At 68.8% G+C, this 26076-nt stretch carries 25 protein-coding genes; 16 read left to right on the forward strand and 9 right to left on the reverse strand.

All coding sequences use genetic code 11. From position 1 onward, the window contains the following. Positions 1 to 5 precede the first annotated feature (5 nt). The 3 genes from ACZ6CZ_RS24550 to ACZ6CZ_RS24560 all read right to left on the reverse strand — a co-directional run bounded on the left by ACZ6CZ_RS24550 (position 6) and on the right by ACZ6CZ_RS24560 (position 5634). Positions 6 to 1772 (reverse strand): DEAD/DEAH box helicase family protein, encoded by a 1767-nt coding sequence (locus ACZ6CZ_RS24550; protein WP_469024920.1) that lies wholly within the window; start codon positions 1770 to 1772, stop codon positions 6 to 8. Further along, positions 1769 to 4294 carry an ATP-binding protein gene (locus ACZ6CZ_RS24555; RefSeq protein ID WP_469024923.1) on the reverse strand — a complete coding sequence of 842 codons (2526 nt, stop codon included), beginning with the start codon at positions 4292 to 4294 and terminating at the stop codon, positions 1769 to 1771. Before ACZ6CZ_RS24555 ends, ACZ6CZ_RS24550 begins: the two co-directional genes overlap by 4 nt. An 83-nt stretch (positions 4295 to 4377) precedes the next feature. After that, complete coding sequence (locus tag ACZ6CZ_RS24560; RefSeq protein WP_469024925.1) at positions 4378 to 5634, reverse strand: DNA cytosine methyltransferase; 1257 nt, start codon at positions 5632 to 5634, stop codon at positions 4378 to 4380. 89 nt (positions 5635 to 5723) lie between these two features. Between ACZ6CZ_RS24560 and ACZ6CZ_RS24565 the strand changes: the two genes are divergently transcribed. Next, positions 5724 to 6188 (forward strand): very short patch repair endonuclease, encoded by a 465-nt coding sequence (locus tag ACZ6CZ_RS24565; RefSeq protein WP_469024928.1) that lies wholly within the window; start codon positions 5724 to 5726, stop codon positions 6186 to 6188. Here the strand turns inward: ACZ6CZ_RS24565 and ACZ6CZ_RS24570 are convergent. Continuing rightward, positions 6163 to 6354: a hypothetical protein gene (locus ACZ6CZ_RS24570; protein ID WP_469024930.1), complete on the reverse strand. Its 192-nt coding sequence runs from the start codon at positions 6352 to 6354 to the stop codon at positions 6163 to 6165. The two genes, ACZ6CZ_RS24565 and ACZ6CZ_RS24570, sit on opposite strands and share 26 nt — an antisense overlap. Before the next feature lie 431 nt (positions 6355 to 6785). Between ACZ6CZ_RS24570 and ACZ6CZ_RS24575 the strand changes: the two genes are divergently transcribed. Then, positions 6786 to 7994, forward strand: coding sequence for a restriction endonuclease (locus ACZ6CZ_RS24575; protein ID WP_469024932.1), 1209 nt, complete (start codon positions 6786 to 6788; stop codon positions 7992 to 7994). Positions 7995 to 8356: 362 nt separating this feature from the next. Here ACZ6CZ_RS24575 and ACZ6CZ_RS24580 read toward each other — a convergent pair whose 3' ends face one another. Next, a complete protein-coding gene (locus ACZ6CZ_RS24580; protein WP_469025243.1) occupies positions 8357 to 8566 on the reverse strand; it encodes a DUF3761 domain-containing protein in 210 nt (69 codons plus the stop codon). Between ACZ6CZ_RS24580 and ACZ6CZ_RS24585 the strand changes: the two genes are divergently transcribed. Then, positions 8487 to 8708, forward strand: a complete 222-nt coding sequence (locus tag ACZ6CZ_RS24585; RefSeq protein WP_469025268.1) for a hypothetical protein — start codon at positions 8487 to 8489, stop codon at positions 8706 to 8708. The genes ACZ6CZ_RS24580 and ACZ6CZ_RS24585 overlap by 80 nt on opposite strands. Positions 8709 to 9297: 589 nt before the next feature. Here ACZ6CZ_RS24585 and ACZ6CZ_RS24590 read toward each other — a convergent pair. Next, complete coding sequence (locus ACZ6CZ_RS24590; protein ID WP_469024934.1) at positions 9298 to 9642, reverse strand: hypothetical protein; 345 nt, start codon at positions 9640 to 9642, stop codon at positions 9298 to 9300. A gap of 386 nt (positions 9643 to 10028) precedes the next feature. Between ACZ6CZ_RS24590 and ACZ6CZ_RS24595 the strand changes: the two genes are divergently transcribed. Together ACZ6CZ_RS24595 and ACZ6CZ_RS24600 are read left to right on the forward strand one after the other, a co-directional pair. Continuing rightward, the gene (locus ACZ6CZ_RS24595) at positions 10029 to 12281 is read left to right on the forward strand and encodes a hypothetical protein (protein ID WP_469024937.1); all 2253 of its coding nucleotides are present in this window, start codon (positions 10029 to 10031) and stop codon (positions 12279 to 12281) included. Further along, positions 12238 to 12810 (forward strand): hypothetical protein, encoded by a 573-nt coding sequence (locus ACZ6CZ_RS24600; protein WP_469024939.1) that lies wholly within the window; start codon positions 12238 to 12240, stop codon positions 12808 to 12810. The genes ACZ6CZ_RS24595 and ACZ6CZ_RS24600 overlap by 44 nt, the downstream gene beginning before the upstream one ends. Before the next feature lie 62 nt (positions 12811 to 12872). Here ACZ6CZ_RS24600 and ku read toward each other — a convergent pair whose 3' ends face one another. Continuing rightward, positions 12873 to 14051 carry a non-homologous end joining protein Ku gene (gene ku / locus ACZ6CZ_RS24605; protein ID WP_469025246.1) on the reverse strand — a complete coding sequence of 393 codons (1179 nt, stop codon included), beginning with the start codon at positions 14049 to 14051 and terminating at the stop codon, positions 12873 to 12875. Positions 14052 to 14184: 133 nt separating this feature from the next. On the opposite strand from ku, the gene ligD reads away from it, so the two are divergent. After that, positions 14185 to 15066 carry a non-homologous end-joining DNA ligase gene (gene ligD, locus ACZ6CZ_RS24610; RefSeq protein ID WP_469024941.1) on the forward strand — a complete coding sequence of 294 codons (882 nt, stop codon included), beginning with the start codon at positions 14185 to 14187 and terminating at the stop codon, positions 15064 to 15066. A gap of 112 nt (positions 15067 to 15178) precedes the next feature. On the opposite strand, the gene ACZ6CZ_RS24615 is transcribed toward ligD, so the two are convergent. Continuing rightward, positions 15179 to 16027 carry a nuclease-related domain-containing protein gene (locus ACZ6CZ_RS24615; protein ID WP_469024944.1) on the reverse strand — a complete coding sequence of 283 codons (849 nt, stop codon included), beginning with the start codon at positions 16025 to 16027 and terminating at the stop codon, positions 15179 to 15181. Positions 16028 to 16127: 100 nt separating this feature from the next. Between ACZ6CZ_RS24615 and ACZ6CZ_RS24620 the strand changes: the two genes are divergently transcribed. The 7 genes from ACZ6CZ_RS24620 (at position 16128) to ACZ6CZ_RS24650 (ending at position 23012) form a co-directional block, all read left to right on the forward strand. Beyond that, positions 16128 to 16634: a protein-tyrosine phosphatase family protein gene (locus ACZ6CZ_RS24620; protein ID WP_469024946.1), complete on the forward strand. Its 507-nt coding sequence runs from the start codon at positions 16128 to 16130 to the stop codon at positions 16632 to 16634. Between the two features lie 174 nt (positions 16635 to 16808). After that, positions 16809 to 17612: a hypothetical protein gene (locus tag ACZ6CZ_RS24625; protein ID WP_469024948.1), complete on the forward strand. Its 804-nt coding sequence runs from the start codon at positions 16809 to 16811 to the stop codon at positions 17610 to 17612. Further along, entirely contained in the window at positions 17609 to 18901 is a 1293-nt protein-coding gene (locus tag ACZ6CZ_RS24630; RefSeq protein ID WP_469024951.1) for an ATP-binding protein, read from the forward strand. The genes ACZ6CZ_RS24625 and ACZ6CZ_RS24630 overlap by 4 nt, the downstream gene beginning before the upstream one ends. A gap of 125 nt (positions 18902 to 19026) precedes the next feature. Continuing rightward, the gene (locus tag ACZ6CZ_RS24635; protein ID WP_469024953.1) at positions 19027 to 19521 is read left to right on the forward strand and encodes an SH3 domain-containing protein; all 495 of its coding nucleotides are present in this window, start codon (positions 19027 to 19029) and stop codon (positions 19519 to 19521) included. Positions 19522 to 19564: 43 nt separating this feature from the next. Beyond that, positions 19565 to 20926: an FtsW/RodA/SpoVE family cell cycle protein gene (locus ACZ6CZ_RS24640; protein WP_469024955.1), complete on the forward strand. Its 1362-nt coding sequence runs from the start codon at positions 19565 to 19567 to the stop codon at positions 20924 to 20926. A 23-nt stretch (positions 20927 to 20949) separates the two neighbouring features. Beyond that, the gene (locus tag ACZ6CZ_RS24645; RefSeq protein ID WP_469025249.1) at positions 20950 to 22407 is read left to right on the forward strand and encodes a penicillin-binding transpeptidase domain-containing protein; all 1458 of its coding nucleotides are present in this window, start codon (positions 20950 to 20952) and stop codon (positions 22405 to 22407) included. Between the two features lie 44 nt (positions 22408 to 22451). After that, entirely contained in the window at positions 22452 to 23012 is a 561-nt protein-coding gene (locus tag ACZ6CZ_RS24650; protein WP_469024957.1) for a DUF3291 domain-containing protein, read from the forward strand. On the opposite strand, the gene ACZ6CZ_RS24655 is transcribed toward ACZ6CZ_RS24650, so the two are convergent. Beyond that, positions 22996 to 23826 (reverse strand): hypothetical protein, encoded by an 831-nt coding sequence (locus ACZ6CZ_RS24655; RefSeq protein WP_469025252.1) that lies wholly within the window; start codon positions 23824 to 23826, stop codon positions 22996 to 22998. The two genes, ACZ6CZ_RS24650 and ACZ6CZ_RS24655, sit on opposite strands and share 17 nt — an antisense overlap. Positions 23827 to 23992: 166 nt before the next feature. Between ACZ6CZ_RS24655 and ACZ6CZ_RS24660 the strand changes: the two genes are divergently transcribed. The 3 genes from ACZ6CZ_RS24660 (at position 23993) to ACZ6CZ_RS24670 (ending at position 26014) form a co-directional block, all read left to right on the forward strand. Further along, positions 23993 to 24931 carry an AurF N-oxygenase family protein gene (locus ACZ6CZ_RS24660; RefSeq protein ID WP_469024960.1) on the forward strand — a complete coding sequence of 313 codons (939 nt, stop codon included), beginning with the start codon at positions 23993 to 23995 and terminating at the stop codon, positions 24929 to 24931. A gap of 92 nt (positions 24932 to 25023) precedes the next feature. Then, entirely contained in the window at positions 25024 to 25677 is a 654-nt protein-coding gene (locus tag ACZ6CZ_RS24665) for a TetR/AcrR family transcriptional regulator (protein ID WP_469024962.1), read from the forward strand. 10 nt (positions 25678 to 25687) lie between these two features. Further along, positions 25688 to 26014 carry a hypothetical protein gene (locus tag ACZ6CZ_RS24670; protein ID WP_469024963.1) on the forward strand — a complete coding sequence of 109 codons (327 nt, stop codon included), beginning with the start codon at positions 25688 to 25690 and terminating at the stop codon, positions 26012 to 26014. Positions 26015 to 26076: the final 62 nt, after the last annotated feature.

Consider the following 26076-nt stretch of genomic DNA (forward strand, 5'->3'; position numbering starts at 1 on the left):
CTAACCTATTTGTTGACGACTCTCGCGAGGGCTTCTTCAGGAGGATAGCGGAGAATTTGAACGTCTTCGCCAGCGTTCTCAACCTCCTCAAGATCGCCAAGCCATTCGCGAAGAAACTCAGCCCCTTGACGGTCTTGACTATTGGCTCGCATGAAGGTGACCTGACTACCGATTTGTACCCGTGGATCACGGCGGCCTGTTTGCGTTTTGAGTGAGTCCTGCAGTTCTAGACCGGCAGCGAAGCGTCGGATATCGGAGACGAAATCGAGGACGATGACTCGATCCTTGTCCGGTGCCAGCCTCAAGCCCCTACCGAGCTGCTGCACAAAGATGCGTCGACTGTGCGTGACTCGCTGAAAAACGACGATGTTCACGTCGGGTACATCTACACCCTCGTTCAAGATGTCCACGGCACAAAGAATCCCCGTCCGGCCGTCGGCAAAGTCCCACAGGATTCGATTACGTGTCGCGGCGTCGACGGCCTTGCCTTCTGATGTGCGGGATGCAATCACTTGAGCACTCGTAAATCCCAAGGCATTGATGCGCCCAGCCATGCGCTCAGCATGATCGATGGTGCCGCAGAAGACGATTCCTCTCGGATTCCTCTGCTCCCTCCAGGCCTCAGAGAGTCGCTCTACGACGGCATCGTCCCACTCGTCGATAAAGAGTGTTCGATTCATCCCCCGGGGAGTGAGCGCCGGTGCGGACTTCGACAACCCTGAGCGCAGCAAGTCCCAGTCAATGTTATCGGTATACATTCGGTAATCGACGTTTGCGAGGTAACCGTCCTGAAGACCGCGAACCATGTCCACGTCCACCACTGGAAAATCAAACCACTGGTGCAGCGTCTTTCCGTCTGGGCGCCAGGGAGTGGCCGTCATCCCAACAAGGAACGACCCGCCATCGCCAGCAGAAAGCTCCTCCAAAACGGTGTTGTACGTGCTCGTCCCGAGATGGTGACACTCATCCACGATGACGAGTCCGTAATCGCTGACAGTGCCCCCCGAGGAGACAGTGCTCGCAACACTGTCAACACAGGCAAAAACGATATCAAGATCGGCGAGCGCGCTGGAAGTAGGCCGTTCGATCCCATTCCACACCCCAGTTGAGCGAGAGGCCGGCAGCATCGGCCAGAAAGAGCGCTCCAACTGGTAAACAAGTTCATTTCGGTGAGCAAGGACGAGCGTCTTAACTCCCGGACGCCTCATGGTGAAGCGCCGATAGAACTCTGCCGCGACGAAGGTTTTCCCTAGCCCGGTGGCAAGCACAACGAGAGCACTTCGCGATCCGTTGATCAATTCGCCCATCATGCTGTCGACAGCAGCGGCTTGATAAGAGCGTAGATTGTACTTATCGGGCTCCCTCTGAGAGAGAGCCTCTTCGGGAACTCTATCCGCTTGGCGAATGAGAGTCCGGCGATCCCATAGCTGCAAAGGAAGACCACTAGCCATGAGCTGAGCCTGTTGCGCAGTAGCCTTTGCATCGAACCCGCTTACACTGACAACCACTGGGACGTCTGCGTCGTAACGGCGGCACGCGGCAACTGTCTCTGCTATCACTTCCGAGCCCACAGGCACACGCCAGCGTTTGACCTGAAACAGCCAACGTCGGCCTCTGAGGGTAGCGATGACATCAGCGCCCCCGTCGCCTGAAGCTCCGGCCAGTTGAACGCCGGTATAGCCACGCGCAATAAGCAGGCGCTGGACGGTGCGTTCGAGGGCTTGCCATCCTGTACCGCGAAGGTACAAATCAGTGGCAATACGCTGCCTCATGAAATCTTGTCACCCAGGAATTCAGCTGCTGCACTGGCGCGAATGACGAGCAGTCGCTCAGGCTGCCCATAGCGAAGGTACGAGGCACAGTCTTGCAGGCAACGCAAGTACTTGAGGTGCAGCTCCTCCCGCAACTTCTCGGCGACCACGGGACCGAACTCTGACGCCTCAGGCCAATCATCGGACCACACTTGGCCGTTGAACCAGCTCTCAGGGTGACTATCGAAGAAAGATGCGAGCGTGTCCCGGTCACAGAAACGCAAGTAGCCCCCTGACTTTTTCAGACTGTTCAGCTCCGACAAATCAACACCGGAAGTGATCATCGATTCGGCCATTGAGCGTTGCTGCGCCTCGTCGAGTTCATCGTAAAAGTCCTCGGCTTTCGGGGCAGTTACGATCTTCTCTATGATGAGGTTGAACAAGTCTTTGATGCGGGCCCCGACGGTATCGGCGGTCTCGGTGACAGAGTCACCCCAACCTTCCCTCAGTACCTCAGTCGTAAGAGCTGCGATTGTGTGCCCGGGCTTGCCTTGCAAGTTTGCGTGCAGAGCGTACAAGTACTGAGCAGCTTCGGCAGCGATTAGGTACTCAGGCTTAATGCCTAGCGCAGTGAACGCAGAGTGACTCAAGTCGATGAATACAGAGAGTCGGCCAGGCTTTCGCTCGGTGACCATCGGGACTGACTCATTACCGTAAGAGGCAACTATGGGCCGCTTAACGGAAGATACTTTGATCTCGAGTGGATCACTTGGCTTCCCATTGCTCAGAGTGATGCTCAATGAGGTGGCGCCCAATTCGGGGTGCTCTTCTGCGGCCGAGGAGAGAGCCTCGGGACTTGCAGGGTGTGGGGTGCCCTTAACGCTGTTGCATACTGAGCAGTGCTCATCGCCAGCTTTATTGGCCGTACTACAGAATGCACAAGCCCACGGCAGCTCTACCTTGGGTACCTGCGAGGTGCCGCAGTGCGCACAGGAAACGGCCGATCGAGCGATCTCTTTTTGGCACTCTGAATTCCGACACTTCTTTGCGACGAGGACGTGCCCACAGTCATCACAGACTTCCGCACCTTGGGCATTCTGATAGCCGCACTCAGGGCATTCAACGGTCGCCGCAATAGGCGGGATGCCCGCGGTCTCAACGAGCTCCCACCATTTTTCGTCGTCGTAATAACCAGGCTCATGCCGCAAGAATCGCTGGTAGTACTCGTCCTCAATCTCACGTGAGATGCGGGCCGCCTTACCCTTAACGGGATCGTACTGGCCCATGTACATATCGCCAAGCCCAATCTGCCTGACCTTGCGATATCCCTGAAAAAGTCGGGAGACTGGCGTTTCGTTTGGCGATTCGGCAGGCCACTTTGTCGGCAACAGGGAACCGCCTCGAAGGAACTTCATGGCCGCCTGCCACTCAGCAGTAGCTTGCTGGAAGTTCTGCTTCTGAAAATCGACCGGGACCTGGTCCAGATACACTTCACCGATGATGCGTCCGTACTGCTGGTCAATCGGGTATTCTCGCTCTGGCTTGCCCGTGACCTCGTCGGTGTGCTCGAAGAACGCGGCTTTTTCAGCGACCCGGATAGCACGACCGTTCCTGATTAGATCAATGCCGAAATCGTCCTGGTCGTCAAACCGCTGAATGCCAACCCAGCCACGTACTCGGTGCACTACCTCCCTGCTCTCGGTGCTACCGCAGCGGGGGCAAGAATCCATATCCGCGAACTCGGCTCCGTCCCGCAAACACCTTCGTGAGCGCTCGACAACTTCGTCGAAGTCGATACGTGCGGGGATGTTGCCGTGCGTCTTGTGCTTGACGAAACGATCAGCGGACCATGCACAGTGCTCGAAGGCCTTGCATCGCTCTCCGTTTACGCTGATGTGCACCGGATCACCGAGTTCGCCGCGCAGCAAGGTCGCATAGCGACGACCAATACGCTCACGAAGAGTGTTCTTGGGAATCTTCGCGAGATCACGGATAAATCCGCTGTTTGCGTCGCCGTTCGGCCACCATCCACGGATTTCCACAACTGTGCCGCGCGATAGTCCCTGCGGCTTACTAGTCCGTTCCGCATTTACGGTGAAGGCGCCGTTCTGGATCAGCTTCGGCAAGTCCAGGACGACTTCCACGGCGTAATCATCTTCTTCGCGGGCCGAGACGACTTTCGTGACACGACCAAGCTTGCCGGTGGCAATGTTGAAGCCCATGCCAAACAGGCCAAGCGTGTCGAAGTGGTTTTTACTGCTGAAGCCGGCACGCATCGCGTTAGCGATTTGATCTTCAGACAGCCCCGCCCCGGTATCACGTATCCGGATGAGCCCCTCTCCCCTGCTCACCTCTGCGTTGCCTGGCACGTCGATGAAGACCTGACGGACCGGGGACAGAATTCCCGCTGTTTCTGCAGCCCTGAACGAGTCGATGGCGTTGTCGATAAGCTCGCTTAGCGCATCGAGCGGAGTGATGGGCGTGCGAGTGAGAGCCACCAGAACGTCTGGCGTAGGAGTAATGTCGAGCAACTTGTGCGCCATGAGCGCATCCCCCCCGGGATGATGTAACTGGACTGCCTGTAGATTACACCGTTGCTGCGTACACCGTCGGATATGGACGAGTGTTAACTGATCCGTGACCTAAACTCCGCGAACCGTGCGTGCCGGTCATGATCTTCCTGACCTATGAACCCCTTGAAGCCCGCCAGCTGGTACGCACGGCCTCCGAGTTGCTCGTCTTCCTTGATCACGAAGTCGCGTGCGAGCATCGCCATGCGACGCTCGAAGGTCCGCGCATCCATTTTCTCGCCGGACAGCTTTACTAGCTCTTTCGCCGTGAGTGGGAATGAAGCGTTCTTCAAGGCCAGGTAGAGCCGGTCGTGCATGACCTCATTCTCTACATCAGACAACTCTTTGGGTTGGCCTTTTCTGTTCAACGCGTCGGCGATAGCTGTGCCAACGGCGCGCGCTACGGGCGGAGGGAATGCGTTACCAATCTGCCGATACCTCGCAGTCTTCCGTCCGGTAAATCTCCACTCATACTCGGATCCGTCTTGCCAGCCTTGAATGCGCGCCACCATCTCAGTGGTCAGTTTGGGTACAAAGCTGACGGGGTGTGACTCGTTCGGTGGCGCATCAGCCACGCCCATCGCATCTACACCGAGAGTTCGCCATGCTGCCTTAGCCCGAGTCGGGCCGAGGTCAGCGCCCCCGTGCTTCTTTGAGCCACCCACGATGGTCGGTGCGATGCCCTGGGCCTTCTCCACCCATAGATCGGCACCAGCCCAGCCGCCCGCGCCCATCATCTTCTGCAGCACACTGCCCACCGTCTTGCTGGTAGGCGAAGGCTCAGGCCATTCGAACCACTGAGCATCCTCATGCCGCATGGCGACCAGGACGAAGCGGGGACGCAGCTGGGGCACGCCGTACTCGTTCGCCTGCAGGAGCTGCCAGTCAGACCAGTAGCCAAGATCCCGGAGGCGATCCTTCACGTGCTGACGATAGGCAGAGAACCGAGGCATGGACAGGCCACGCACGTTCTCCAGGAGCAGAGCCCGCGGCTGCATCTTCCCTGCCAGCTCGACCGCCCAGGCGAAGAGGTCCCGTTCGTCGGTCGCGCCCAGCTGCTTGCCAGCGATTGAGAAAGGCGGGCAAGGCACTCCACCAGCGAGTAGGTCCACGCCAACATACTCGTTGGGGTCCCACACGCTGTCGTCAGCTACGTCACCGTGCCGGACGTCCCAGTCCCTGTTCTCACGGAGTGTGTTGACCGCGTTCTCGTCGAGCTCTACCGCGAGGGCATGGTCGAAGCCCGCCAGCTCAAGGCCCAGCGACTGACCGCCAGCGCCCGCGCAGATCTCCACGGCCGACAGATCAGCCACGCTCATACCTCCGGGTTGTGATTGCACAGGTCTACCATCCTGACCCATGAAACACCCAGGGTCTGACAGACTTGACTACGGTGTAACGGATGGCCTCCAACACCGACCCCGCAGCGTCGACGCCGCCGACCCCCGGCCGCTCGCGCAACATGGCTGCAATCAAGCGGCGGGACACCAAGCCCGAGCGGACGATTCGCTCCCTGCTTCACGCCGCGGGGAAGCGGTATCGGGTGGATGTCCGCCTGCAGCTGGAGGGCGCGCGGCCGCGGCCAGACATCGTCTTTACGCGCGCGCGAGTAGCTGTCTTCGTGGACGGGTGCTTCTGGCACTGCTGCCCCGAGCATGGCCGGCAGCCGGGTGTCAATGGTGGCTACTGGGGGCCGAAGCTGGAACGCAACGTAGCACGTGACAGGGCTGCCGACGAAGCTCTGACAGCCGCAGGGTGGACAGTCGTCCGGGTCTGGGAGCATGAGGCTCCAGAGGAGGCCGTCGAGCGCATCATCGAGGTTGTTGACGCCGTTCGTCCTGCTAGTCGAGGCGCCCAAATTCGATGAGGTCCTGTACCGCGTCCTCTTCCCTGCGCAGCACGATCCAGCCGTCGCCATTGCTGTAGGCCAGCACGGAGCTCCCTGGCGACAGCCCCGCCTCGGCGAGTACGCCAAGGGGGAGGATGACCGAGCCGTCTTCTGCGATGGTCAGCTGGATTGGTTCCCTGAGCACGGGACAAAGCCTCCTATGCCTCAGCGATCGCCGCAAGCAGAGGGTGAGGTTGCAGATCGGGGCGTTCCGCAGAGACCTGTTCGTTTTCCCGGTACCCGCCAACCCCGGCTCCGGCCGTGGTCTCACTTCTCGTCTCGTTCGCATGCGTACCGTCCCGTCCCGAGTACCAGCACGAGAGAGAGCCCTGAGCCCCCGAGCGCGCGTAGATGCATGTGAACGGCTCCACACAGCCCTCCGCCTTCAGGCAATCCTCCTCAGCCAGCGAAGAGGTCCATCACAGGTTGCGGCCTCATCGCCCTCACCGTGACCACTCAAGCCCGTGCAGAGGATCTTACGCAGGGCTGTTGGCAGCCCTCACGGGCGGCCGTTCTGATCAGCCAAGCCCGCCACTCGGGCGCCTCTGTCAGTGCCTACTGGTAGATCTTGCGAGCATGGCCCTTCCTGCCGCTTCTGAGCCTCACGTAGCGTTCCCGGATCTGGAAACCGCTGACCTACTCGTCGACGCCTTCTACGCCGGCGGCACGAGTGGCAACACCGGCGACGATCCCATCTCTAAACTTGTAAAGGGAGTTGGTAACCAGGGCGGCTTCCGGTATTCCGGCTCCCCTACCAAGGGGACTGTGAAGTTGGCTGTGCTTTACACGAGCGGTAGCGATGTTGACTGGCCCGACCACCTGGACATCGAGACGGGCACCTTCACGTACTACGGAGATAACAAGAAGCCTGGTCAAGGCCTCCACAACACCCCACGGTCTGGCAACGTCCTCCTCCGGGACGTCTTCGCCGCATCGCACGGAACTGCAGATGACCGGGCCAAGGTGCCTCCGTTTCTCCTGTTCGAGAAGGCAGGCTCCCTAGGCCGGGCAGTGCGTTTCCGCGGGCTCCTGGCACCAGGCGGACCGACCCTCACATCTGACGACGAACTCGCTGCCATCTGGCGGACGACATCGGGGCTCCGGTTCCAGAACTACCGGTCACACTTCACCGTCCTCGACCATGACAGGATTCCGCGCAGCTGGATTGAGCACCTGCTCGACGGCGGTGACCCGCTGGGCGGTGCGTGTCCCGAGGTCTGGCGCACTTGGGTGGAGGGACGTGTCTACCGGCCACTGCTAGCGCCTACGACTACCGTCATCCGCTCCAAGGTCGAGCAGCTCCCGGACGACGCCCTAGGCGCGGCCATGCTGGAGGTGATCCGCGAGTACTTCCGCGAGCGGGAGCACGACTTCGAGGCGTGTGCCGTGGCAATCTGGCGTTTGATCGCCCGGAACACCGGACCAGTGGACCTTACGCGCCCCAGCAGGGACGGAGGGCGCGATGCCGTCGGCACCTACGGCCTCGGGCCGACATCCAGTCGCATCTCCATTGACTTCGCTCTCGAAGCGAAGTGCTACGGCGTCGGCAACTCGGTAGGCGTGCGGGAGGTCTCACGACTGATCTCCCGAATCAGGCATCGCAATTTCGGCGTCCTGGTAACCACTTCATACTTCCAGAAGCAGGTCCAAGAAGAGGTTCATGAGGATGGCCACCCGATCATTCTCATCGCAGGCCGCGACGTGATCGACGCCCTGCGCCACAACGGCCGCACGACTGTTGGCGCCGTCCGCCAGTGGCTGAAGCAGAGCTTCCCGAAGGCGTAGCTCGGAAGTCAGCGGCGGCCTATTTGTGGACTGGCTAGACGATCGAAGCAGCCTCTGCACCCTTAACCTGCTGAAAGCTGAGCGACGCACGGGCTCTCCGGAGCCGTGTGCGCAGGTCTGAATGCTGCCGGGGGCACCCAGTAATACAACGCCCAAGACCCCGTCATCAGCCGAAGCGCTGAGCCGGGGCCTTCGCGTATGTGGAGGCGTATGTGCCCCGGGGCGGTCGGTTGCATGCCGGAACCCATGGACATCGATGGGTCGAGACGCTTGGGGAACGCGGGAGGGACGGACGCCCGATGTGAATGTGCAACCGGTCCCACACTCACCCCACCGCCTGGAGCACCAGCCGGAGATGTCGGCTACCGGTAGAAGACAGCAACGCCACCGTGGTGCGAGCAGGCTCCCTGATGGTGGGCGGCGTACGAGTATGTGCCGTCGTTGCATCGAGCCGTCGCACCGGCCGCCGCGGAGCCCGAGCCACCTGACGAGGTGGACCCACCGCTGGACGATCCACCAGACGTCGAACTGCCACCCGTTCCCGACCCCGCGGCGCGCGCGGTGACGGTCACCTTGACCTTGACCCTCTTCGTGACCGTAGGCGCGGGTTTCGGCCTGGCAGTCACCGTTGCCGTCGCCGTCGCTGTTGCGGTGACCGTGGGCGCAGGCCGTGCCTTGCTGTCAGCCACCGACTTCGTCGTGCCGGAGCCCTGACCGTCCGCGCCGGCGCTGCCGACACCGATGATGAAGGCGACTCCCAGAGCGGGCAGTACGAAGCGCTTGCGGGCCCACTTGGGCGCAGGGCGGAAGGCCGGCGGTCCGGGTGGAGGCTGGAATGGCGGTTGAGGCTGGTAGTAGCTCACAGGACCCCCCTGTTCGAGTACGTGAGCGGCGAAACTACCCACCCAGACAGGACAGATGTGAGGGGCCGGTGAAGACAGTAATCCAGTTGTGACCTCACTCGAAGCTGTTCGCATGCCCGCCCCGCCAACCCCACTGGACGAGGAGTGGCACGACAACACCGATTGCAGCCACTCGGCCGCGTGTACTGCCTACCGCTTCAATCGCCAGTTCGCACTTCGTGGACGCCCTACTCCGCCACCAAGGCCCCAAGCGACTCGGACGGCGGCCGGCTCATGCGATGCGCTCCTGCCTCCGTTCCACCCGGGCCCCTCGGCGCCCGGACCGCGCGCCCAGCAGTCAGCCACCTGACGCCGGGGCCAGGCCCGCTAGGTCCGTCACGCCCCTGTGAGACCCGACCGCTCCCCCGCGCCTCGAAAACCCTGATGCCCAGCCCCTCGCCTCAACCTCGTATCTCACGCACCAACCGACCCTCCGCGTCGTACAGCTCCAAGCCGTACGCCAGGCCGAACCGCTCCAGAAACCCGCCCAGTTCATCCAGTCGCGTCGGATCGACCACCCCGTGCAGCAGCAGCTCCTGTCCCTCCAGCGGGGCCAGCTCCAGCTCGCACCAGTCGGTGCCTACTTCGTAGTCGTGCCAGGAGGAGGGCCGGGACCTCCAGCCGGCCCGGGCGAAGTGCTCGGCGACGGGTGACGCGGCTGGGCAGTTGTGCAGGATGCCGTGCACGTTGTTGGCGGTCTCGGACCACTCGGGGTGGAGGGCTTCGCCTTCTTCGGACGGGGTCACCCTCGCAGTATGGAGCGGTGGGTCCGGGGCCGCGGCGGGCATGGGCGGTAGGCGGTAGCCAAAAGCCCTGTCGGCAGCAGGGCGGGTGGGGAGCGTCGTCACGCCCGGGTGGGGCAATCACCGACCGGCCGCAGGCGGCAGACGGCACCGGCGGTGAGCAGTGGCCGCATGTCAAGGTTCGGTAACTTCCGCTGGTCAGAAGCTCAATCCAAGCTCAACTGAACGCTCGTCAGTGACCGGCGAATCAGTTCAAGCTTGGGCATACCCGTCAACGGCATCCGATAGCGGAATTACGGCCTCCGATTCCTCTGTTGGCAGGGTGAACTGATCATGGTTGTATGCCTCCCCGGCGTGAAGAGACTTATTCATGCCGCTACGGGAGTGAAATGACCAATCACATACACGTCAGGGCATCCAGAGGCGTCGTCGTCGGCGCGCTGGCCTGTGCTCTGGCCACTGGATTCATCGCGGTGCCGCAGGCTGTCGCGCCGCAGGCCGCGTCCGCCGGGGAGTGTGCGTCGAACGTGTCGACGTACGTCCTGGAGAAGAAGCCGGGTGCCGCCGTGAAGGCGGGCTCGTCCTTCACGCTGCGGAAATACCTCGACTGGGACCCGCAGGGCGGTGACGTCAACGGGCCGCTGTTCGACACGGAGAGGACCGCCTCGGTGGCGAGCACCAGTTCGCTGTTCACGGGTGGCCACGGGATCATCTACGAGGTCACCGCGGACGGCGCGCTGAAGACCTACCGGGACGACACCGCGTCCGGCGGCAAGCTGCTGACGCCGGTGCACACGTACGACGTCAACTGGACGGCGCGGCACAGCGCCTGGTCCGACGGCTCGGGGCTCGTCTTCGTCAACCACGACGGCGGCAAGCTCGAGATCTACAAGCAGGGCTCGCCGGCGACGGGTGACGGCACCCTCACGCTGCTCACCATCATCCCGAGCGGGAACCCGCAGGTGGAGGCGTTCAAGTCCGCCGACTCCGTCTGGGCCTACGGGGGCAAGGTGTTCACCCTGTCCCACGGGGAGATCCGCTCCTGGGCGTACGGCGAGGCGGCCGGCAACGTGACCGTCGCCGCCACGTCCACCGTGGTGGCGACCGGGCTGACCGGTGCCGCGCGGGCCTGGAGTCCCGGTCCCGGCACGGTCTACACCGCCAGCGCCCCCGCCGACACGACCACCGGCGTGGTGCGTTCCTACACCGGCTCGCCCCTGGCCCCGGCCAACGACTCGGTCTTCGAGGGTCTCTACGGCCCGGTCATGACCGACACCGCGAGCTGCCTCGCACCCGTGGCGGAGGAGAAGCCGCATCTGGGGGCGCTGCCCGCGGAGGACCCGGACGTGCCGGAGATCGAGCCGGAGCGTGCGCCCGACCCCGCGGGGACGGGGCCGAAGACCGTCTCGGGCCGGTTCACGCTGCCCAACGGCCGGCCCGCCGCGGGCTTCCCGGTGTCGGTCAAGCTCTCGACCGACACCAGTGACAGCACGGGCCCGGTCACGGAGCCGACCGTGGGCACGGTGACGACCGCCGCCGACGGCACCTGGTCCCTGACGCTGCCGGACACCCTGCCGGCCGCCGCTCAGCAGGCCGCGGACGACAACGGCGGCGCCCTCAACCTCAGCGCTACCGTGGAGGGTGCCACCACCTCGGGTGTGCCCGTGGTCGGCGTCGACAACGTCGTCGCGGCGCCCGCCTCCCCCGTGACCGGGCAGCCCACCACGTTCGCGGCCCAGGCGGTCGCGGGCGAACAGCAGCACAGCACCGCGATGACCCCGGCCTCCGCGCCCGACGCCCGGGACCCGGTGGAGCCCACCACCTCGCAGCTGACCAGCACCTACGCGGCGCAGCGCGAGGCCGACGCCTCCCTCGACGACGAGGCGGAGCCGCCGGCCTGGCAGAGCGACCGGTCGTCGCTGAGCGGTTCGTTCAATCCGAACGTCGTGAACGGGCAGGACATCAGCGGTCAGGTGGTCACGCCGTTCAACCCGGATTGCGAGACCGTGAAGTACAAGCTGTCCTCGAAGATCGCGTACACGACGGTCGGCGAGGCGCACGCGTACTGGGACACCAAGGCCACGTTCGACTACGACGCCAAGCTGTCCAGCACGATCGACACCGGCTACAGCGGTGGCGGGACGAACTGGAAGCTGAGCGGGTCGCGTTCGGTCGGCGGCTCCATCGGCCACGCCACGGGGTACACCAACAAGGGCCCCTACTTCGCGAAGCAGTGGAAGGTGCCGATCCGGTACACCAAGTACAAGAAGGTGCACTACTGCAACGGCGTGCCGCACGGCAAGTGGTACACGATCGAGGCCGGCCGGTACGACATTCCCGGCGGCGGCTCCACGGGCAAGTACGGCAAGGACGTGCGCTCCAAGGACGGCACGAAGTTCTACGGCGTGCCCAAGAGCCGCACGGCCGTCGTGCCCAAGGGGTCGTACTTCCAGCTCTCCGGCGGGCGGAGCATCAAGTGGACCGGAGCGGCGACCGTCTACGGCCTGACGATCGGTGCCTCCACCTCCTACGACCGTGATCACAAGCAGCGCATCACCGCGGGCAACGGCCGCTACAAGCACTACATTTGGGGTCTGCATGACAAGCCCTCGGGCAACCCCGGCATCTTCCTGTCGGACTAGTGCCGCCCTGCTTCTGCTGGCCGCGGCGCTGACCCTCTCGGGGTGCGCGGACCCGGCGGCGGACGGGCCGGAGACGGGGCACGCCCTCAGCGGCGGCAACCGGTCCAACGGCACCGTGGGGAGCGACCACGTCAAGGTGGGCGAGGAGTGGTGGGTCGCGTTCCCCAACGTCTCCAACACCACCGACCGGCCGGTGACGCTGACCGGGGTGAAGCTGCTCCGCGTTCCCTCCGGGATGAAACTCCTGGGGTACAAGGCGGTCAGCAGCGTGGAGTCGGAGGGTGAGGTCCTCATGGCCCGCCAGGGCGACCGGGACATGCCCGACATCGCCGGGCTCAAGGACTACTCACACACGCCGATCACCCTCAAGGGCGGCGGCTACGGCGACATCTATTACCTGGCGCACCTCAAGGTGACCGGCACGGTCGAGGGAGACGTTGACGGCTGCCGCTTCGCCTACGAGCAGGACGGCGTCGCCTACACCCAGACCCTGGCCTGTGACACGGCCCTAAGAGTGGAGAAAGGCTGAGACAGGCCCCTCCCGCGACAGGCCCCTCCCGCACCCGCGGGAGGGGCCTCGTGTTGTGCGGCTCACGCCGGGTGTCTGCGGGGCGTCGCCTTCTTGGCCGTCGCCTTGCCCGCGCCGGCCTTCCCCGTCGTCCCGCCCCCGTCGGCCTTCTCCGCCGTCCCGCCACCGTCGGCCTTCTCCGCCGTCCCGCCACCGTCGGCCTTTCCCGTCGCCTTGGCCGAAGTCTTCGCCGCCGCCTTGGCCGGGGTCTTCTTCGCCGCTCCCTTTCCGGCCGACGCCGACGGTTTCCCGGACGCCGGCTTCGCTGTCGCCGCCTTCGCCCCCGCCGCCTTCTTCGTACCCCCCGCCGATCCACCCCCCGCCCTCTTCCCCGTCGACGTCGACTTCTTCCCGCCCGTTTCCTTGGGCGTGGAGCCGCGTCGGCGCAATGGGCTGACCTTGGCCTCCTCGGCGGCCGGGGTCCCGCCGCGGGATTCCTTTGCTGCTCGGACGCTGCGTTCCAGGGCTGCCATCAGGTCGAGGACCTTGCCGCCGTCGGCCGGGGCGGGGGTCTCGGGTGGGGTCTCGCCGGCCGCCTTGGCTGCGATGACCTCCTCAAGGGCCGCCCGGTACTCGTCGTGCAGGTCGTCGAGGTCGACCTCGCCCAGGGTCTCCATGAGGGCGTCGGCGAGGTCGAGTTCCTTGTCGCGGACGGTGACGTTCTCGTCCGGGGCGACGCCCTCGGGGGTGCGTACCTCGTCGGGCCACAGCAGGGCGTGCATGACGATGGCGTCGCCGGTGACGCGCAGCATGCCCAGGCGTTCCCGGCCGCGCAGGGCGTACTTGCCGATGGCTACCTTGTCGCTGCGCCGCAGGGCCTCGCGCAGCAGGGTGTACGGCTTCGCCGCGGGGGCGCCGCCGACCGCCAGGTAGTAGGCGGTGTCCATCTGGAGCGGGTCGATGCGGTCGGCCGGCACGAAGGCGACGATCTCGATCGTGCGGGCCGTGGAGACCGGGATGTGGGAGAGATCCTCGTCGGTGATGGGGATGACCGTGCCGTCGGCGTCCTCGTAGCCCTTGGCGATCTCGCCGGAGCCGACCTCGCGGTCCTCCAGTTCGCAGAACTTCTTGTAGCGGATGCGGCCCAGGTCCTCGGTGTGGATCTGGCGGAAGGAGATCGAGTGGTTCTCGGTGGCGTTCATCAGCTTGACCGGGATGCTGACCAGCCCGAAGGAGATGGCGCCGTTCCAGATCGACCGCACGTGCAGCACCCGTCCTTCCGCCGTACCCGGGGGGCACCGTTCCCCGCGGCCTCCGGGGTGGGACCCGCCGTCCGCGACCCGCTCGGCCCGCCGGTGCGAGGTCCCGTACCGGAATGTCTGAGATTGTCATCTTATGACGCCGATCACAGAGGTGGAGGGGCGGAAGGTCGCGCTCAGCAATCTGGAGAAGGTGCTGTACCCGGCGACCGGCTTCACCAAAGGGGAGCTGCTGCACTACTACGCGACCACGGCCGCCGTGCTGCTGCCCCACCTGCGGGACCGGCCGGTGTCGTTCCTGCGCTATCCGGACGGGCCCGACGGACAGCAGTTCTTCGCCAAGAACGTGCCGCCCGGTACGCCCGAGTGGGTCACCACCGCCGAGGTGCCCCGCGCGGAGGGGCCCGCCCGGATGGTGCTGGTGCAGGACCTGCCGAGTCTGGTCTGGGCGGCGAACCTGGTCACCGAGTTCCACACGCACCAGTGGCTCGTGCAGACGCCCGGTGAGGCCGACCGGCTGGTGTTCGACCTCGACCCGGGGCCGCCGGCCGGGGTCGTCCACTGCTGCGAGGTCGCCCTGTGGCTGCGCGAGCGGCTCGCGGCGGACGGGATCGAGGCGTACGCCAAGACGTCGGGCTCCAAGGGGCTGCACCTGCTGGCCGCGGTGCGCGGGGCCGCCTCCGAGCGGGTGAGCGACTACGCCAAGGAGCTGGCCGTCGAGGCCGAGCGGGCCATGCCCCGGCTGGTCGTGCACCGGATGACCCGGAGCCTGCGGCCGGGGAAGGTGTTCGTCGACTGGAGCCAGAACGCCGCCCGCAAGACCACCGCCGCGCCCTACACCGTACGGGCCCGGCGCGAGCCCCTGGTCTCGGCGCCGGTGACCTGGACCGAGGTCGAGGAGTGCCGCTCCCCGGACCAGCTGACGTTCCGGGCGCCCGACCTCGCGCCCCGCGTCCAGGACCACGGCGATCTGCTCGCCGGCCTCCTCGACCGCGGGCACGCGCATCCCCTGCCCTGACCCGGGGCCGGGGGCCGGAGGGCCGGGGGCCAGGGGGCCGGGGGGCCGGGGGCCAGGGGGCCGGGGGGCCGGGGGGCCGGGGGCCAGGGGGCCGGGGGGCCGGGGGGCCGGGCTACACCCTCGCCCAGGTGTTCCGGTCCCGGGCCATCGCGTGCAGCGCCTCCACGTCCGCCGGCTTCAGCACCCCGCCCGCGCGGGCCAGGGCCGGCAGGTCCGTGTCCCGCAGGACGCGGACGCCGCGCGGCGGGGTGGTGACCGTGACCTCGGCCGGGCCGGCGAGGGCCAGGACCGGGCGAACCTCCGCGGTCAGGGCGTACCCGGCGCGGTCGGCGTCGGCCCGTACCCGGCGCAGCAGCGGACGCGGTTCACGGCGGCCCAGGGCGACGGCCGGGTCGCTCACCCGGACGCGCCGGCCGCGGGCGTCGAGGGTGTGGACGGCGTAGAGGCCGCCGGGGCCGATCAGCAGGTGGTGGATGCGGTCGCCGCCGGGCAGCGGGACGGAGTGCAGGGTGTGCCAGCCGGCGCCGTCCAGCCGGTCCAGGGCCTCGCCCACCACCTGTTCGGCGGCGAGGGCGCGCCGGCGCGGGTCGGGGCGCAGCCGGCGGGCGGGCCCGGGGCTGCGGTCGAGGGCCACCAGCAGGGCCTCGCCGGGGCGGTTGGGCGCCAGGTCGTCGTCGGGGTGCAGGGACAGCCGGGCCAGCTCGGCGGGACCGGGCACGGGCGGCGGGCCCACCGTCACCGGTCCGGTCAGGAACGGGCCGAGGGCGTCGAGCACGTCCTGCTCGTGTTCCTCGCCGAGGAGGCTGATCCGGGCCGTGTCACGGTCGTACCAGGCGACGTTGTGGCCGTCCGGGCGGCAGACGTACAGCCGTTCACGGCCGTGCCGCCAGGTCGGCACGACGCGCAGTGCGCTCGGTCCGCCCGATCCGCTCGGTCCGCCCGGTCCGCCCGGTCCGCTCATGCGCCATCACCCCTCGACCATGGGAACAGGCGGGGTGCTCGTCGGGCAAGAACCCGGTTACCGTGGACAGCGGTCGCCAGGGGAAGTGGGGGGAGCGCCGTTGCGGATTCCCGGGAAGCAGCCCGACGTACCGGCTCCGGAGAGCCCGTGGAACGAGATCGTGCCCGGCCTGTGGATGGGCGGGCACCAGTTCCGGGAGTCCTCGGGGGTGTTGCGGTTCGCCGTCGTCGAGGACGAGTTCGATGTCGTGCAGACCCTGCTCAGGCTGCCGGGCCACGGGCCCGCGCCGGGGGTGGAGCACCACGTGTGGGCGATTCCCGACGGTCCGCTGGACGGTACGCAGCTCGCGGGCGTGATCCGGCTGGCGAGGGCGGCGGGCGAGGCGCTGGACCAGGGCAGGAAGGTCCTGGTGCGCTGTTACCACGGCTACAACCGCTCGGGGCTCGTCGTCGGGCACACGCTGATGCGCGGCGGGCGGTCCGCCGAGGAGGCGATTCGGCTGATCCGCGGCCGGCGGTCCCCGTGGGCGCTGCACAACGAGCTGTTCGTGGAGTACCTGCGGGCCGGGCTGGCCACCGCCCGGCTGCTGGAGGAGCTGACCGAGTAACCCCGCTGCCGGGTGCGCGGACCGAGTGACCCCGACCGCCCGCGCGGGACCCGGCACCCCGCCGGGTGCGCAGCACCGCGTCGGGCACTCCCGACCGACCGCGCACAAGGGACTTATGTCCGCATAAGGTGTACGGCGTCGTGCCTCGCCCGAGCCCCAGGACCCAGGAGCACCGTGCCGTCCCGTCGCCCCGCGCCCGCCGCCCTCGCCGCGGCCGCCGTCGCCCTGCTGTCGGCGGGGGCGGCGGGCTGCGGTGACACCGGTGGGCTGACCGGCGCCGGCGCGACCCCGACGGCGGTCGGTCCCGCCCGGCTCTGGCCCGATCTGCGGCCCGCGTCCAGCCCGGCGTGGCCCTACGACGAGGCCACAAGGGAGGTGCTGAAGGGTCTCGCGGTGCCCGGCGACGACATCCGCCGGGCCGGGCCGGTCGACATCGTACGGGCGGAGATCGCCGCGCACCCGGACGACTACGGCGCCAAGGGGCCGTACCGCGGGACGGCGACGCGGATGAGCGACTGCGCGGCGGGCCGGGACCGGGCCCGCTGCCCGGTGCTGAAGGCGTACTACCGGGACCTCACGGGGGACGGCCGGGACGACCTGGCCCTGGGGTTCCGGTTGTACCCGACCAACCAGACCGCCGTGCGGGTCTACACGGTCGAGCGGCACCGGCTGGTGCAGGTGCTCGCCGACGACGACGCGATCGTCGGCGTGGAGCTGGCCGGGCGGTCGGTGATCGTCCGCTCCCCGGCCGGGATCTCCGGCTACGAGTACCGCACCACCTGGGTCTGGGACCCCGAGCAGCGGGCGATGGTGTTCAGCCGGGACGAGTTCCTGCGCACCGGCCAGGGCGGGCACACCCGGCGCCCGGCAGCCTCCACGGCTCCCCCGCCCTCGACGACGCCCGCTCCCCCGGCAGCCGCGCCCGCCCCGGCCTCCGCGTCCTCCTCCGGCCCGACCTCCCCCGCCGGGTCCCGATGAGGATCGCGCTGCCGCCCTGGTCGGTGACGCTCGCCGCGAAGGCGGCCGTCTTCATCACGGTGATGTGCTGCGCCATGGCCGCGCTGCTCGGCGTCATGGTGCACGTCTCGGTGACCGACCGGACCGTCGGCCAGGCACGGGGCCTGGCCCTGTCCCGGCTGGCCGGTGCGACGGCCGCCTACGAGGCCGGGGACGCGCTGCCGCGGGGCGCCGGCGTGGACCGGGCGGGGCTGCCGGCGGCGCTGCGGAGGCTGGCGGTGGCCGGGCGGCGCGGCACCATGGTCGCCGCGCGCGACGGGCGTCCCGCGATGTGGGCGGCCGGGCCCGTGGAGGGGCACCGGGCGCTCGCGGTGGAGGTCGACTACGCCCAGCAGGCCCGCACCATCGCCGGTCTCGACCGGTCCATCCTGTGGTCGTCGGTGCTGGCGATCACGGCGACGCTGCTGGTCGGCGCGTTCGCGGTGACCCGGGTGACGCGGCGGCTGCACGCGACGGCCCGGGTGGCCCGGCGGATCACCGCGGGCGACCTGGACGCGCGGGTGAACGACCCGCGGGCGACGGACCCGGGCCGTCCGCCGGACGAGGTGGCGGCGGTGGCGGCGGCGCTGGACTCCATGGCCTCCTCGTTGCAGAGCAAGCTGCTGAGCGAGCAGCGCTTCACCGCCGACGTGGCGCACGAGCTGCGCACCCCGCTGACCGGGCTGCACGCGGCGGCCGAGCTGCTGCCGCCGGGCCGGCCGACCGAGCTGGTGCGCGACCGGGTGGCGGCGTTGCGCACCCTCACCGAGGACCTGCTGGAGATCTCCCGCCTGGACACCGGCCGGGAGCGGCTGGAGGTGGACACCGAGGCGCTGGGCGCCCTGGCCCGGCGGGTGGTGCGGGCCTCGGGGACGGACACCGAGGTGCGGGTGGTGCGGGACGCCCGGGTGGAGACCGACCGGCGGCGGCTGGAGCGGGTGCTGGGCAATCTGGTCGCCAACGCCCACCGGCACGGGCGTCCGCCGGTGGTGCTGGCGGTGGACGGGCCGGTGGTGACGGTGCGCGACCACGGGGACGGCTATCCGGAGTACCTGGTGGCGCACGGCCCGCAGCGCTTCCGCACCGAGGGCGGGGCCACCGGGCACGGACTGGGGCTGACCATCGCGCTGGGCCAGGCGGAGGTGCTGGGCGCCCGGCTGGTCTTCGCCGACGCGGACGGCGGCGGCGCCGAGGCGACGCTGACGCTGCCCCAGTCGCCACCCCAGCCCCCGCCCCCGCCCGCGCCGCAGCCGACGGCCCCGGGCACCTAGGCCCCCCCGCGCACCAGCGCACCCGCGCCGCCGTCTCCCCGATGGCGCACTGTGACGGGCGCCGGCGAGACGGCGCTCCTAATGTGGCGAACAGTCAGCTTCGCCCGTGTTACGGAGGCCCCTCCATGTCCCTGCGCTGCTCATCCCTCCGCGGCCTGGCCCTGGCGGCCGCCGCGGCCACCCTCGCCGCCTCCGCCGCGGTCACCCCCGCCTTCGCCTCCGACGACGGAACGCCCCGTACCGGAACCGGCACCGGAACCGGCACCGAAGCCCGGGGCGGCCAGGGGGACAGCGGCGGCCAAGGGGACGGGGGCGGTCAGGGGGACGGGGGCGGTCAGGGGGACGGGGGCGGTCAGGGGAACGCGGGTGACCAGGGTGATCCCGGGACCTACCGGGGGGTGATCACCGCCCACGGCGGTCTGTGGCTGCGCGACCGCCCCGACCGGGGCAGCCGGCGCATCCGGTTCGCCGAGGAGGGCGAGATCGTCTCGATCTTCTGCAAGATCGGCGGGGAGCCGGTGGACGGCAACCCGCTCTGGTACCTGCTCACGGACGGCACCTGGGCGTGGGGCGCGGCGCGGTACATCGGCAACATCGGGCCCGCGCCACGCTGGTGCTGACCCGCACAGCACACAACAAGCCCGATTTGGGTAAGTTCCGGACATGACGAAGGTCGAAGCGGCCGTGGTGGCGGCGCGGGCGCCCGCACCCGCCGTGCGCCCGCCCCGGCGCCGCGGCGTCGAACTCGCCCTGATCGTGCTGGCCGTCGTGCTGTCGGTGTACGGCTACTGCGCGGTGGGGCTGGCGCAGGACGGCACCGTCCCGCCCGGCGCCGCCGGTTACGGCGCCGGGCTCGGCGTGCTGGCGCTGGTCGCCCACATCGCCGTACGCCTGCGCGCCCGGTACGCCGATCCGCTGCTGCTGCCCATCGGGGTGCTGCTCAACGGCCTCGGCCTGGTGCTGATCTACCGGCTGGACCTCCAGACGCCGGGCGACCGGGCGGCGCCGGCCCAGCTGGTGTGGTCCACGCTGGGCATCGGGCTGTTCATCTTCGTGGTGCTGCTGCTGCGCGACTACCGCGTGCTCCAGCGCTACGCCTACGTCTGCGTGGTCGCCGCCCTGGCTCTGCTGCTGCTGCCGATCCTGTTCCCGGCGGTCAACGGCGCCCGGATCTGGATCAGGATCGCCGGATTCTCCATCCAGCCGGGCGAGTTCGCGAAGGTGCTGCTCGCGGTGTTCTTCGCGGCCTACCTGGCCGCCAACCGCAGCGCGCTCGCCTACGCGGGCCGCAGGCTGTGGTGGATGCAGTTCCCCACCGGCCGGGTGCTCGGCCCGATCGTGACGATCTGGCTGCTGAGCGTCGGGGTGCTGGTGCTGGAGCGGGACCTGGGCACCTCACTGCTGTTCTTCGGGCTGTTCGTGGCGATGCTGTACGTCGCCACCGGGCGCACCGGGTGGATCGCGGTGGGGCTGCTGCTGGCCGTGCTCGGGGCGGTCGCCGTGGGCCGGCTGGAGCCGCACGTGCACAGCCGTATCCAGGACTGGCTGCACCCCTTCGCCTCGATCGAGGCGGGTCAGGGCGCGAACCAGGTGGCCCAGTCGCTGTTCGCGTTCGCGGCGGGCGGTGTCCTCGGCACGGGTCTGGGGCTCGGCCACTCGGTGCTCATCGGCTTCGCCGTCAAGTCGGACTTCATCCTGGCGACGGCCGGGGAGGAGCTGGGCCTGGCCGGGCTGTCGGCGGTCTTCCTGCTCTACGGCCTGCTCGTCGAGCGCGGCTACCGGGTGGGCCTGGCGCTGAGCGAGCCCTTCGGCCGGCTGCTCGCGGTGGGTCTGGCCTCGCTGGTGGCGCTCCAGGTCTTCGTGATCGCGGGCGGGGTGACCGGTCTGATCCCGCTGACCGGCATGGCGATGCCGTTCCTCGCCCAGGGCGGCTCCTCGGTGGTCACCAACTGGGCGATCGTGGCGCTGCTGATCCGGCTGAGCGACTCCGCCCGCCGCCGGCCCGACGGGCAGGTGACCGCATGACGACGTACGGCACCGGCGCGTCCATGACCAAGTACATCCGGCACTCGGCCGTGTTCTGCGCCGTGCTGCTGGTGGCGCTGCTGTTCAACGCGGCACGTGTGCAGGTCTTCGGGGCCGGTCCCTACGCCGGCGGCCCGGCCGACCACCGGACGGCGATCGCCCGTTACCAGCAGCCGCGCGGTGACATCCTGGTCGGCGGCGAGCCGGTCACCGGCTCCATGGACACCGGTGAGCAGCTGCGCTACGAACGCACCTACCGGGACGGCCCGTTGTACGCCCCGGTCACCGGTTTCTCCTCGCAGCAGTACGGCACGACGTTCCTGGAGCACAGCGAGGACGCGGTGCTGTCCGGCACCGATCCGCTGATGTCGCCGTTCCCGCTGTGGAACGAGGTGACGCGGGCGCGGACCCCGGGCGGGAACGTCGTCACCACCCTGAACCGGGGTGCCCAGCAGGCCGCGTACCGGGGGCTGGCCGGGCGCAAGGGCGCGGTGGCCGCGATCGACCCGTCCAGCGGCCGCATTCTGGCGCTGGTGTCCAGCCCGTCGTACGACCCGGCGGAGCTGTCCGGCAACGGCGAGGCGGTGACCTCGGCGTGGGCGCGGCTCAACCACGACCCGGAGAAGCCGATGCTCAACCGGGCGGTGCGGCAGACGTATCCGCCGGGGTCGACGTTCAAGGTGGTCACCGCGGCGGCGGCGCTGGACTCGGGTGTGGTCAAGGACCTGGACGCGCCGACGTCCTCGCCCGACCCCTACCGGCTGCCCGGCACCAGGACGCGGCTGACCAACGAGTCCGGCGGCTGTGTGAACGCCTCGCTGCGCGCGGCGTTCGCGTGGTCGTGCAACACGGTGTTCGCGAAGCTGGGGGTGGACGTGGGCCTGCGCGACATGGGAGCGACGGCGCAGGCGTTCGGGTTCAACGACACCCGGCTGCGCATCCCGTTCTCCGCCGCGCCGAGCACTTTCGACACCACTGTGGACAAGGCGCAGCTGGCGCTGTCGTCGATCGGGCAGTACAACACGCGGGCGACGCCGTTGCAGATGGCGATGGTGGCGGCGGCGGTGGCGGACGACGGCCAGCTGCGGCCGCCGTACCTGGTGGAGCGGACCACCCGCCGGGGCGGTGAGACGGTCGCGGGCGGCGGGGCGCGTCCCGTGCGGCAGGTGATGCTGCCGTCGACGGCCGTGCGGATGCGGCAGCTGATGACGGACGTGGTCCGGGAGGGCACCGGCAAGAAGGCGGCGATCCCGGGTGCCACGGTCGGCGGCAAGACCGGTACCGCGCAGCACGGGATCGGCAACGCCGGTGTGCCGTACGCCTGGTTCGTCTCCTGGGCGCAGGCCGACGACGCCCTGGAGCCGGGGGTGGCGGTCGCCGTGGTGGTGGAGGACGCGTCGGCGGACCGGGGCGACATCAGCGGCGGCGGGGACGCGGCCCCGATCGCCAAGGCGGTGATGCGGGCGGTTCTCGGCCTGTGAGACGGGGACTACCGGCGGGGGCGGGGCCGACCTACCGTTCGGCCATGACCGCACCCGCCACCGCGCACGACCTCGCCCAGGTGAACCTCGCCCGCCTCAAGTTCCCACTGGATTCACCGGAGTTGAAGGACTTCGTCGACGCGCTGGACCCGGTCAACGCCGTGGCCGACGCCGCGGACGGGTTCGTCTGGCGGCTTCAGGGTGAGGACGGCAACGCCACCGACATCCCCGTCCTCGGCGACGCGTGGCTCATCATCAACATGTCGACCTGGCGGGACACCGACGCGCTGACGGCGTTCATGTACCAGGGCCGGCACCGGGAGCTGCTGTCCCGCCGCCGGGAGTGGTTCGAGCGGGTGGCGGAGGCGATGACGGCGCTGTGGTGGGTGCCGGCCGGGTACCGCCCCACCGTCGCCGACGCGGAGGAGCGGCTGCTGCACCTGCGGGCGCACGGCCCGACGCCGTACGCCTTCACCCTGCGGACGTCCTTCCCGCCCGCCGGCGACGCCCCGGCGACGGCCGAGGCGCCCGAGGCGCCCGGGGGGACGGCCGGGGCGGCCGGCGAGACGCCCGGGGAGGCGCTGGCGGTCAGCCGATCGCTTTGATCATCTCGGAGCGGACCTGGAGCGTCCGGCGCGCGGCGGCCGCCAGGTCCACGTCGTGCGGGTCCTGGGCCATGGTCGCCGCGGTCACCTCGGCGACCGTGGCGCCGGTGTTGTCGTCGGCCCAGGCGCACACCGGCACGGTGATCTCCGTGCCCAGCTGGGTCTGGGTCAGCACCTCGCAGCTGACGGTGACGCCGAGGTCGAAGTCCTTCGCCGGTACGGCGAGGGTGGCGCTGTCGTTCTTGGCGGCGCCGCCCATCATGTTGTGCCGGGCCTCGTCGGTGTTCTTGAACCGGCCGTACATGCCCGACACGACCAGCGTGCCCTTGGCCTCGTCGCCGCCCAGGCTGTAGCGGCCGACGACGGCGGAGGTGACCTTGGCGTCCCAGGCGCCGTCGGCCTCGTCCTCGATCTTGCCGCCCTCGGAGTCGGAGAGGTCCTCGGTGAGTTCGTACGTCCCGTCCACCAGGGTCTTCGGCAGGGTGAGCATCATCTTCGCCTCGGGGAAGCCGCTCTCGACCTTCATCCCGACCACCGCGAGGGCCACGACGCCCGCCACGATCAGGACGAGGACGCCGCCCACGATCCCGAGCACCAGGCCGACCCGGCTCTTGCGCGGCGGCGGCACCACTCCCGGCCCGCCCCAGCCCGGGTAGGGCTGGGCCGGATACGGCTGCTGGGCCGGATACGGCTGCTGGGCCGGGTACGGCTGATGCTGCTGCGGGAAGGGCTGCTGCGGGGCGGGCTGCTGGGGCGGGTACGGCGTTCCGTAGGGGCCCTGCGGGAACTGCGGCGGCTGGGGCGGTGGAGGCATGGACACGCCAGCACGGTACGCCACCGGGCCCGCCCGCCAGGCAGACGGGCGGTCAACAAGTCGCGCTCAAGGGATTGACGAGCTTGCTGACAGGCAGTCTCATAAGAGGCGGAGCATGTGACCCCGGGTAACCCTTACGCACGCCGTACGACGAGGTGGGACTGCCATGACGACCCTGACGGAAGCGGACGCGCTCGACGGACTGCGCGACGCCCTCGGCCTGCTCAAGGACCGGGAACAGGTGGCCGAGCGCCTGCTCGTCTCTTCCGCCAAGCACTCCTTCGACCCGGACAAGGAGCTGGACTGGGACGCGCCCTTCGAGGAGGGCAAGTGGTTCTGGCCGCCGGAGCTGGTGTCGCTGTACGACACCCCCCTGTGGAAGCGGATGGGCGAGGAGCAGCGCATCCTGCTGTCCCAGCACGAGGCGGCGGCGCTGGCCTCGCTGGGCATCTGGTTCGAGATCATCCTCATGCAGCTGCTGGTCCGGCACATCTACGACAAGGCCGCCACGAGCGCCCACGTCCGGTACGCGCTCACCGAGATAGAGGACGAGTGCCGGCACTCCCGGATGTTCGCCCGGCTGATATCGCGGGGCGACGCGCCCTGGTACCCGGTGAGCCGGGCCCACCAGCACCTCGGCCGCCTGTTCAAGACCATCTCGACGACCCCCGGCTCGTTCACCGCGACCCTGCTCGGCGAGGAGGTCCTGGACTGGATGCAGCGCCTGACCTTCCCGGACGAGCGGGTGCAGACGCTGGTCCGCGGCGTGACCAAGATCCACGTGGTGGAGGAGGCGCGGCACGTCCGGTACGCCCGTGAGGAGCTGCGCCGCCAGATGGTGACCGCGCCCAGGTGGTCGCAGGAATTCACCCGGGTCACCTCCGGCGAGTTCGCCCGCGTCTTCTCGGTGGCCTTCGTCAACCCCGACGTCTACACCAACGTCGGCCTGGACAAGCGGGAGGCCATGGCCCAGGTCAAGGCCAGCGGCCACCGCCGCGAGGTCATGCAGACCGGCTCCAAGCGCCTGACCGACTTCCTGGACGACATCGGGGTGCTGCGCGGCGTGGGCCGCCGGCTGTGGCGCTCCTCCGGGCTGCTGGCTTAGGGCCTGGCGTCGGACCTGGCGTAGGGCCTGCCGCCCGGGTGGGGCCGCCGGGGCCGGTGGCGTCCGGGCGGGGAGCGATTACGCTGCCCGTCATGGCCTCCTCCGCGCCCACCCCCGCCTACCGACGGCTCAGCGTCGAGGAGCGCCGCGGTCAGCTCCTCGACATGGCGCTCACGCTGTTCGCCCACCGCGCCCCGGAGGACGTGTCGCTGGACGACGTCGCGGAGGCGGCCGGCGTCTCCCGCCCCCTGGTGTACCGCTACTTCCCGGGCGGCAAGCAGCAGCTGTACGAGGCCGCGCTCGGGTCGGCCGCCGAGGAACTGCGGCAGTGCTTCGACGAACCCCGCCAGGGCCCCCTCGTGTCCCGCCTGTCCCGCGCCCTCGACCGCTACCTGGCCTTCGTCGACCAGCACGCCACCGGCTTCAGCGCCCTGCTCCAGGGCGGCAGCGTGGTGGAGACCTCCCGCACCACCGCCATCGTGGACGGGGTGCGGCGGGCGGCCGCCGAGCACATCGTCAGCCACCTCGGCGTCACGGAGCCCGGCCCGCGGCTGCGCATGACCGTCCGGATGTGGATCACGGCCGTGGAGGCCGCGTCGCTCATCTGGCTCGACGAGGACAGGCAGCCCCCGGCCGGTGAACTGCGCGACTGGCTGGTCGACCAGTTCGTGGCCGCCCTCACCGTCACCGCCGCCCGGGACCCGCAGACGGCCGCGCTGGTCACCGCGCTGTCCGAGGATGTCTGACACTGGTGCCGTGAAGAGTCAGGACACCCCCTTCGAGGGCGGACCCATGGACGGGCGCGTGCTCCCCGTCCTGCTGGGCATGACCGGCCAGCCCCCGAAGACCTACCGCATCCCGGTCCCGGACGCCGCCGGCGGCCCGCCCACCGTCCTCGTCTACCGCCGCGTCCCGCGCCACCGGAGCAAGCGGCTCGGCACGGTGCGCGGGTGGGCGTACCGCTACGACCCCGAGGGCGGCGCCCGCGGCGGCCGGTCCCGCCTGCCGTGGTCGAGGCGCACCCCGCCGCCCGGATCGCCGGACGCCACGCCGCGCGGCGGGCCGGACGACGCCCACGGGTGACACGGTTGGGCCGAACCGCGCACGCTCGGCGCGCGGAGTGCGCGAAGCCGTGGTGATGCTCG

It is taken from the genome of Streptomyces sp. NPDC041135, assembly GCF_055592085.1.

Bases quoted from the DNA above. Each gene is read 5' to 3' on its own strand.
- ACZ6CZ_RS24550 (WP_469024920.1), bottom strand. From the start codon at position 1,772: ATGAGGCAGCGTATTGCCACTGATTTGTACCTTCGCGGTACAGGATGG.
- ACZ6CZ_RS24555 (WP_469024923.1), bottom strand. From the start codon at position 4,294: ATGGCGCACAAGTTGCTCGACATTACTCCTACGCCAGACGTTCTGGTG.
- ACZ6CZ_RS24565 (WP_469024928.1), top strand. From the start codon at position 5,724: ATGGCCTCCAACACCGACCCCGCAGCGTCGACGCCGCCGACCCCCGGC.
- ACZ6CZ_RS24575 (WP_469024932.1), top strand. From the start codon at position 6,786: ATGGCCCTTCCTGCCGCTTCTGAGCCTCACGTAGCGTTCCCGGATCTG.
- ACZ6CZ_RS24595 (WP_469024937.1), top strand. From the start codon at position 10,029: ATGACCAATCACATACACGTCAGGGCATCCAGAGGCGTCGTCGTCGGC.
- ACZ6CZ_RS24600 (WP_469024939.1), top strand. From the start codon at position 12,238: ATGACAAGCCCTCGGGCAACCCCGGCATCTTCCTGTCGGACTAGTGCC.
- ligD (WP_469024941.1), top strand. From the start codon at position 14,185: ATGACGCCGATCACAGAGGTGGAGGGGCGGAAGGTCGCGCTCAGCAAT.
- ACZ6CZ_RS24615 (WP_469024944.1), bottom strand. From the start codon at position 16,027: ATGAGCGGACCGGGCGGACCGGGCGGACCGAGCGGATCGGGCGGACCG.
- ACZ6CZ_RS24630 (WP_469024951.1), top strand. From the start codon at position 17,609: ATGAGGATCGCGCTGCCGCCCTGGTCGGTGACGCTCGCCGCGAAGGCG.
- ACZ6CZ_RS24635 (WP_469024953.1), top strand. From the start codon at position 19,027: ATGTCCCTGCGCTGCTCATCCCTCCGCGGCCTGGCCCTGGCGGCCGCC.
- ACZ6CZ_RS24640 (WP_469024955.1), top strand. From the start codon at position 19,565: ATGACGAAGGTCGAAGCGGCCGTGGTGGCGGCGCGGGCGCCCGCACCC.
- ACZ6CZ_RS24645 (WP_469025249.1), top strand. From the start codon at position 20,950: ATGACCAAGTACATCCGGCACTCGGCCGTGTTCTGCGCCGTGCTGCTG.
- ACZ6CZ_RS24650 (WP_469024957.1), top strand. From the start codon at position 22,452: ATGACCGCACCCGCCACCGCGCACGACCTCGCCCAGGTGAACCTCGCC.
- ACZ6CZ_RS24655 (WP_469025252.1), bottom strand. From the start codon at position 23,826: ATGCCTCCACCGCCCCAGCCGCCGCAGTTCCCGCAGGGCCCCTACGGA.
- ACZ6CZ_RS24660 (WP_469024960.1), top strand. From the start codon at position 23,993: ATGACGACCCTGACGGAAGCGGACGCGCTCGACGGACTGCGCGACGCC.
- ACZ6CZ_RS24665 (WP_469024962.1), top strand. From the start codon at position 25,024: ATGGCCTCCTCCGCGCCCACCCCCGCCTACCGACGGCTCAGCGTCGAG.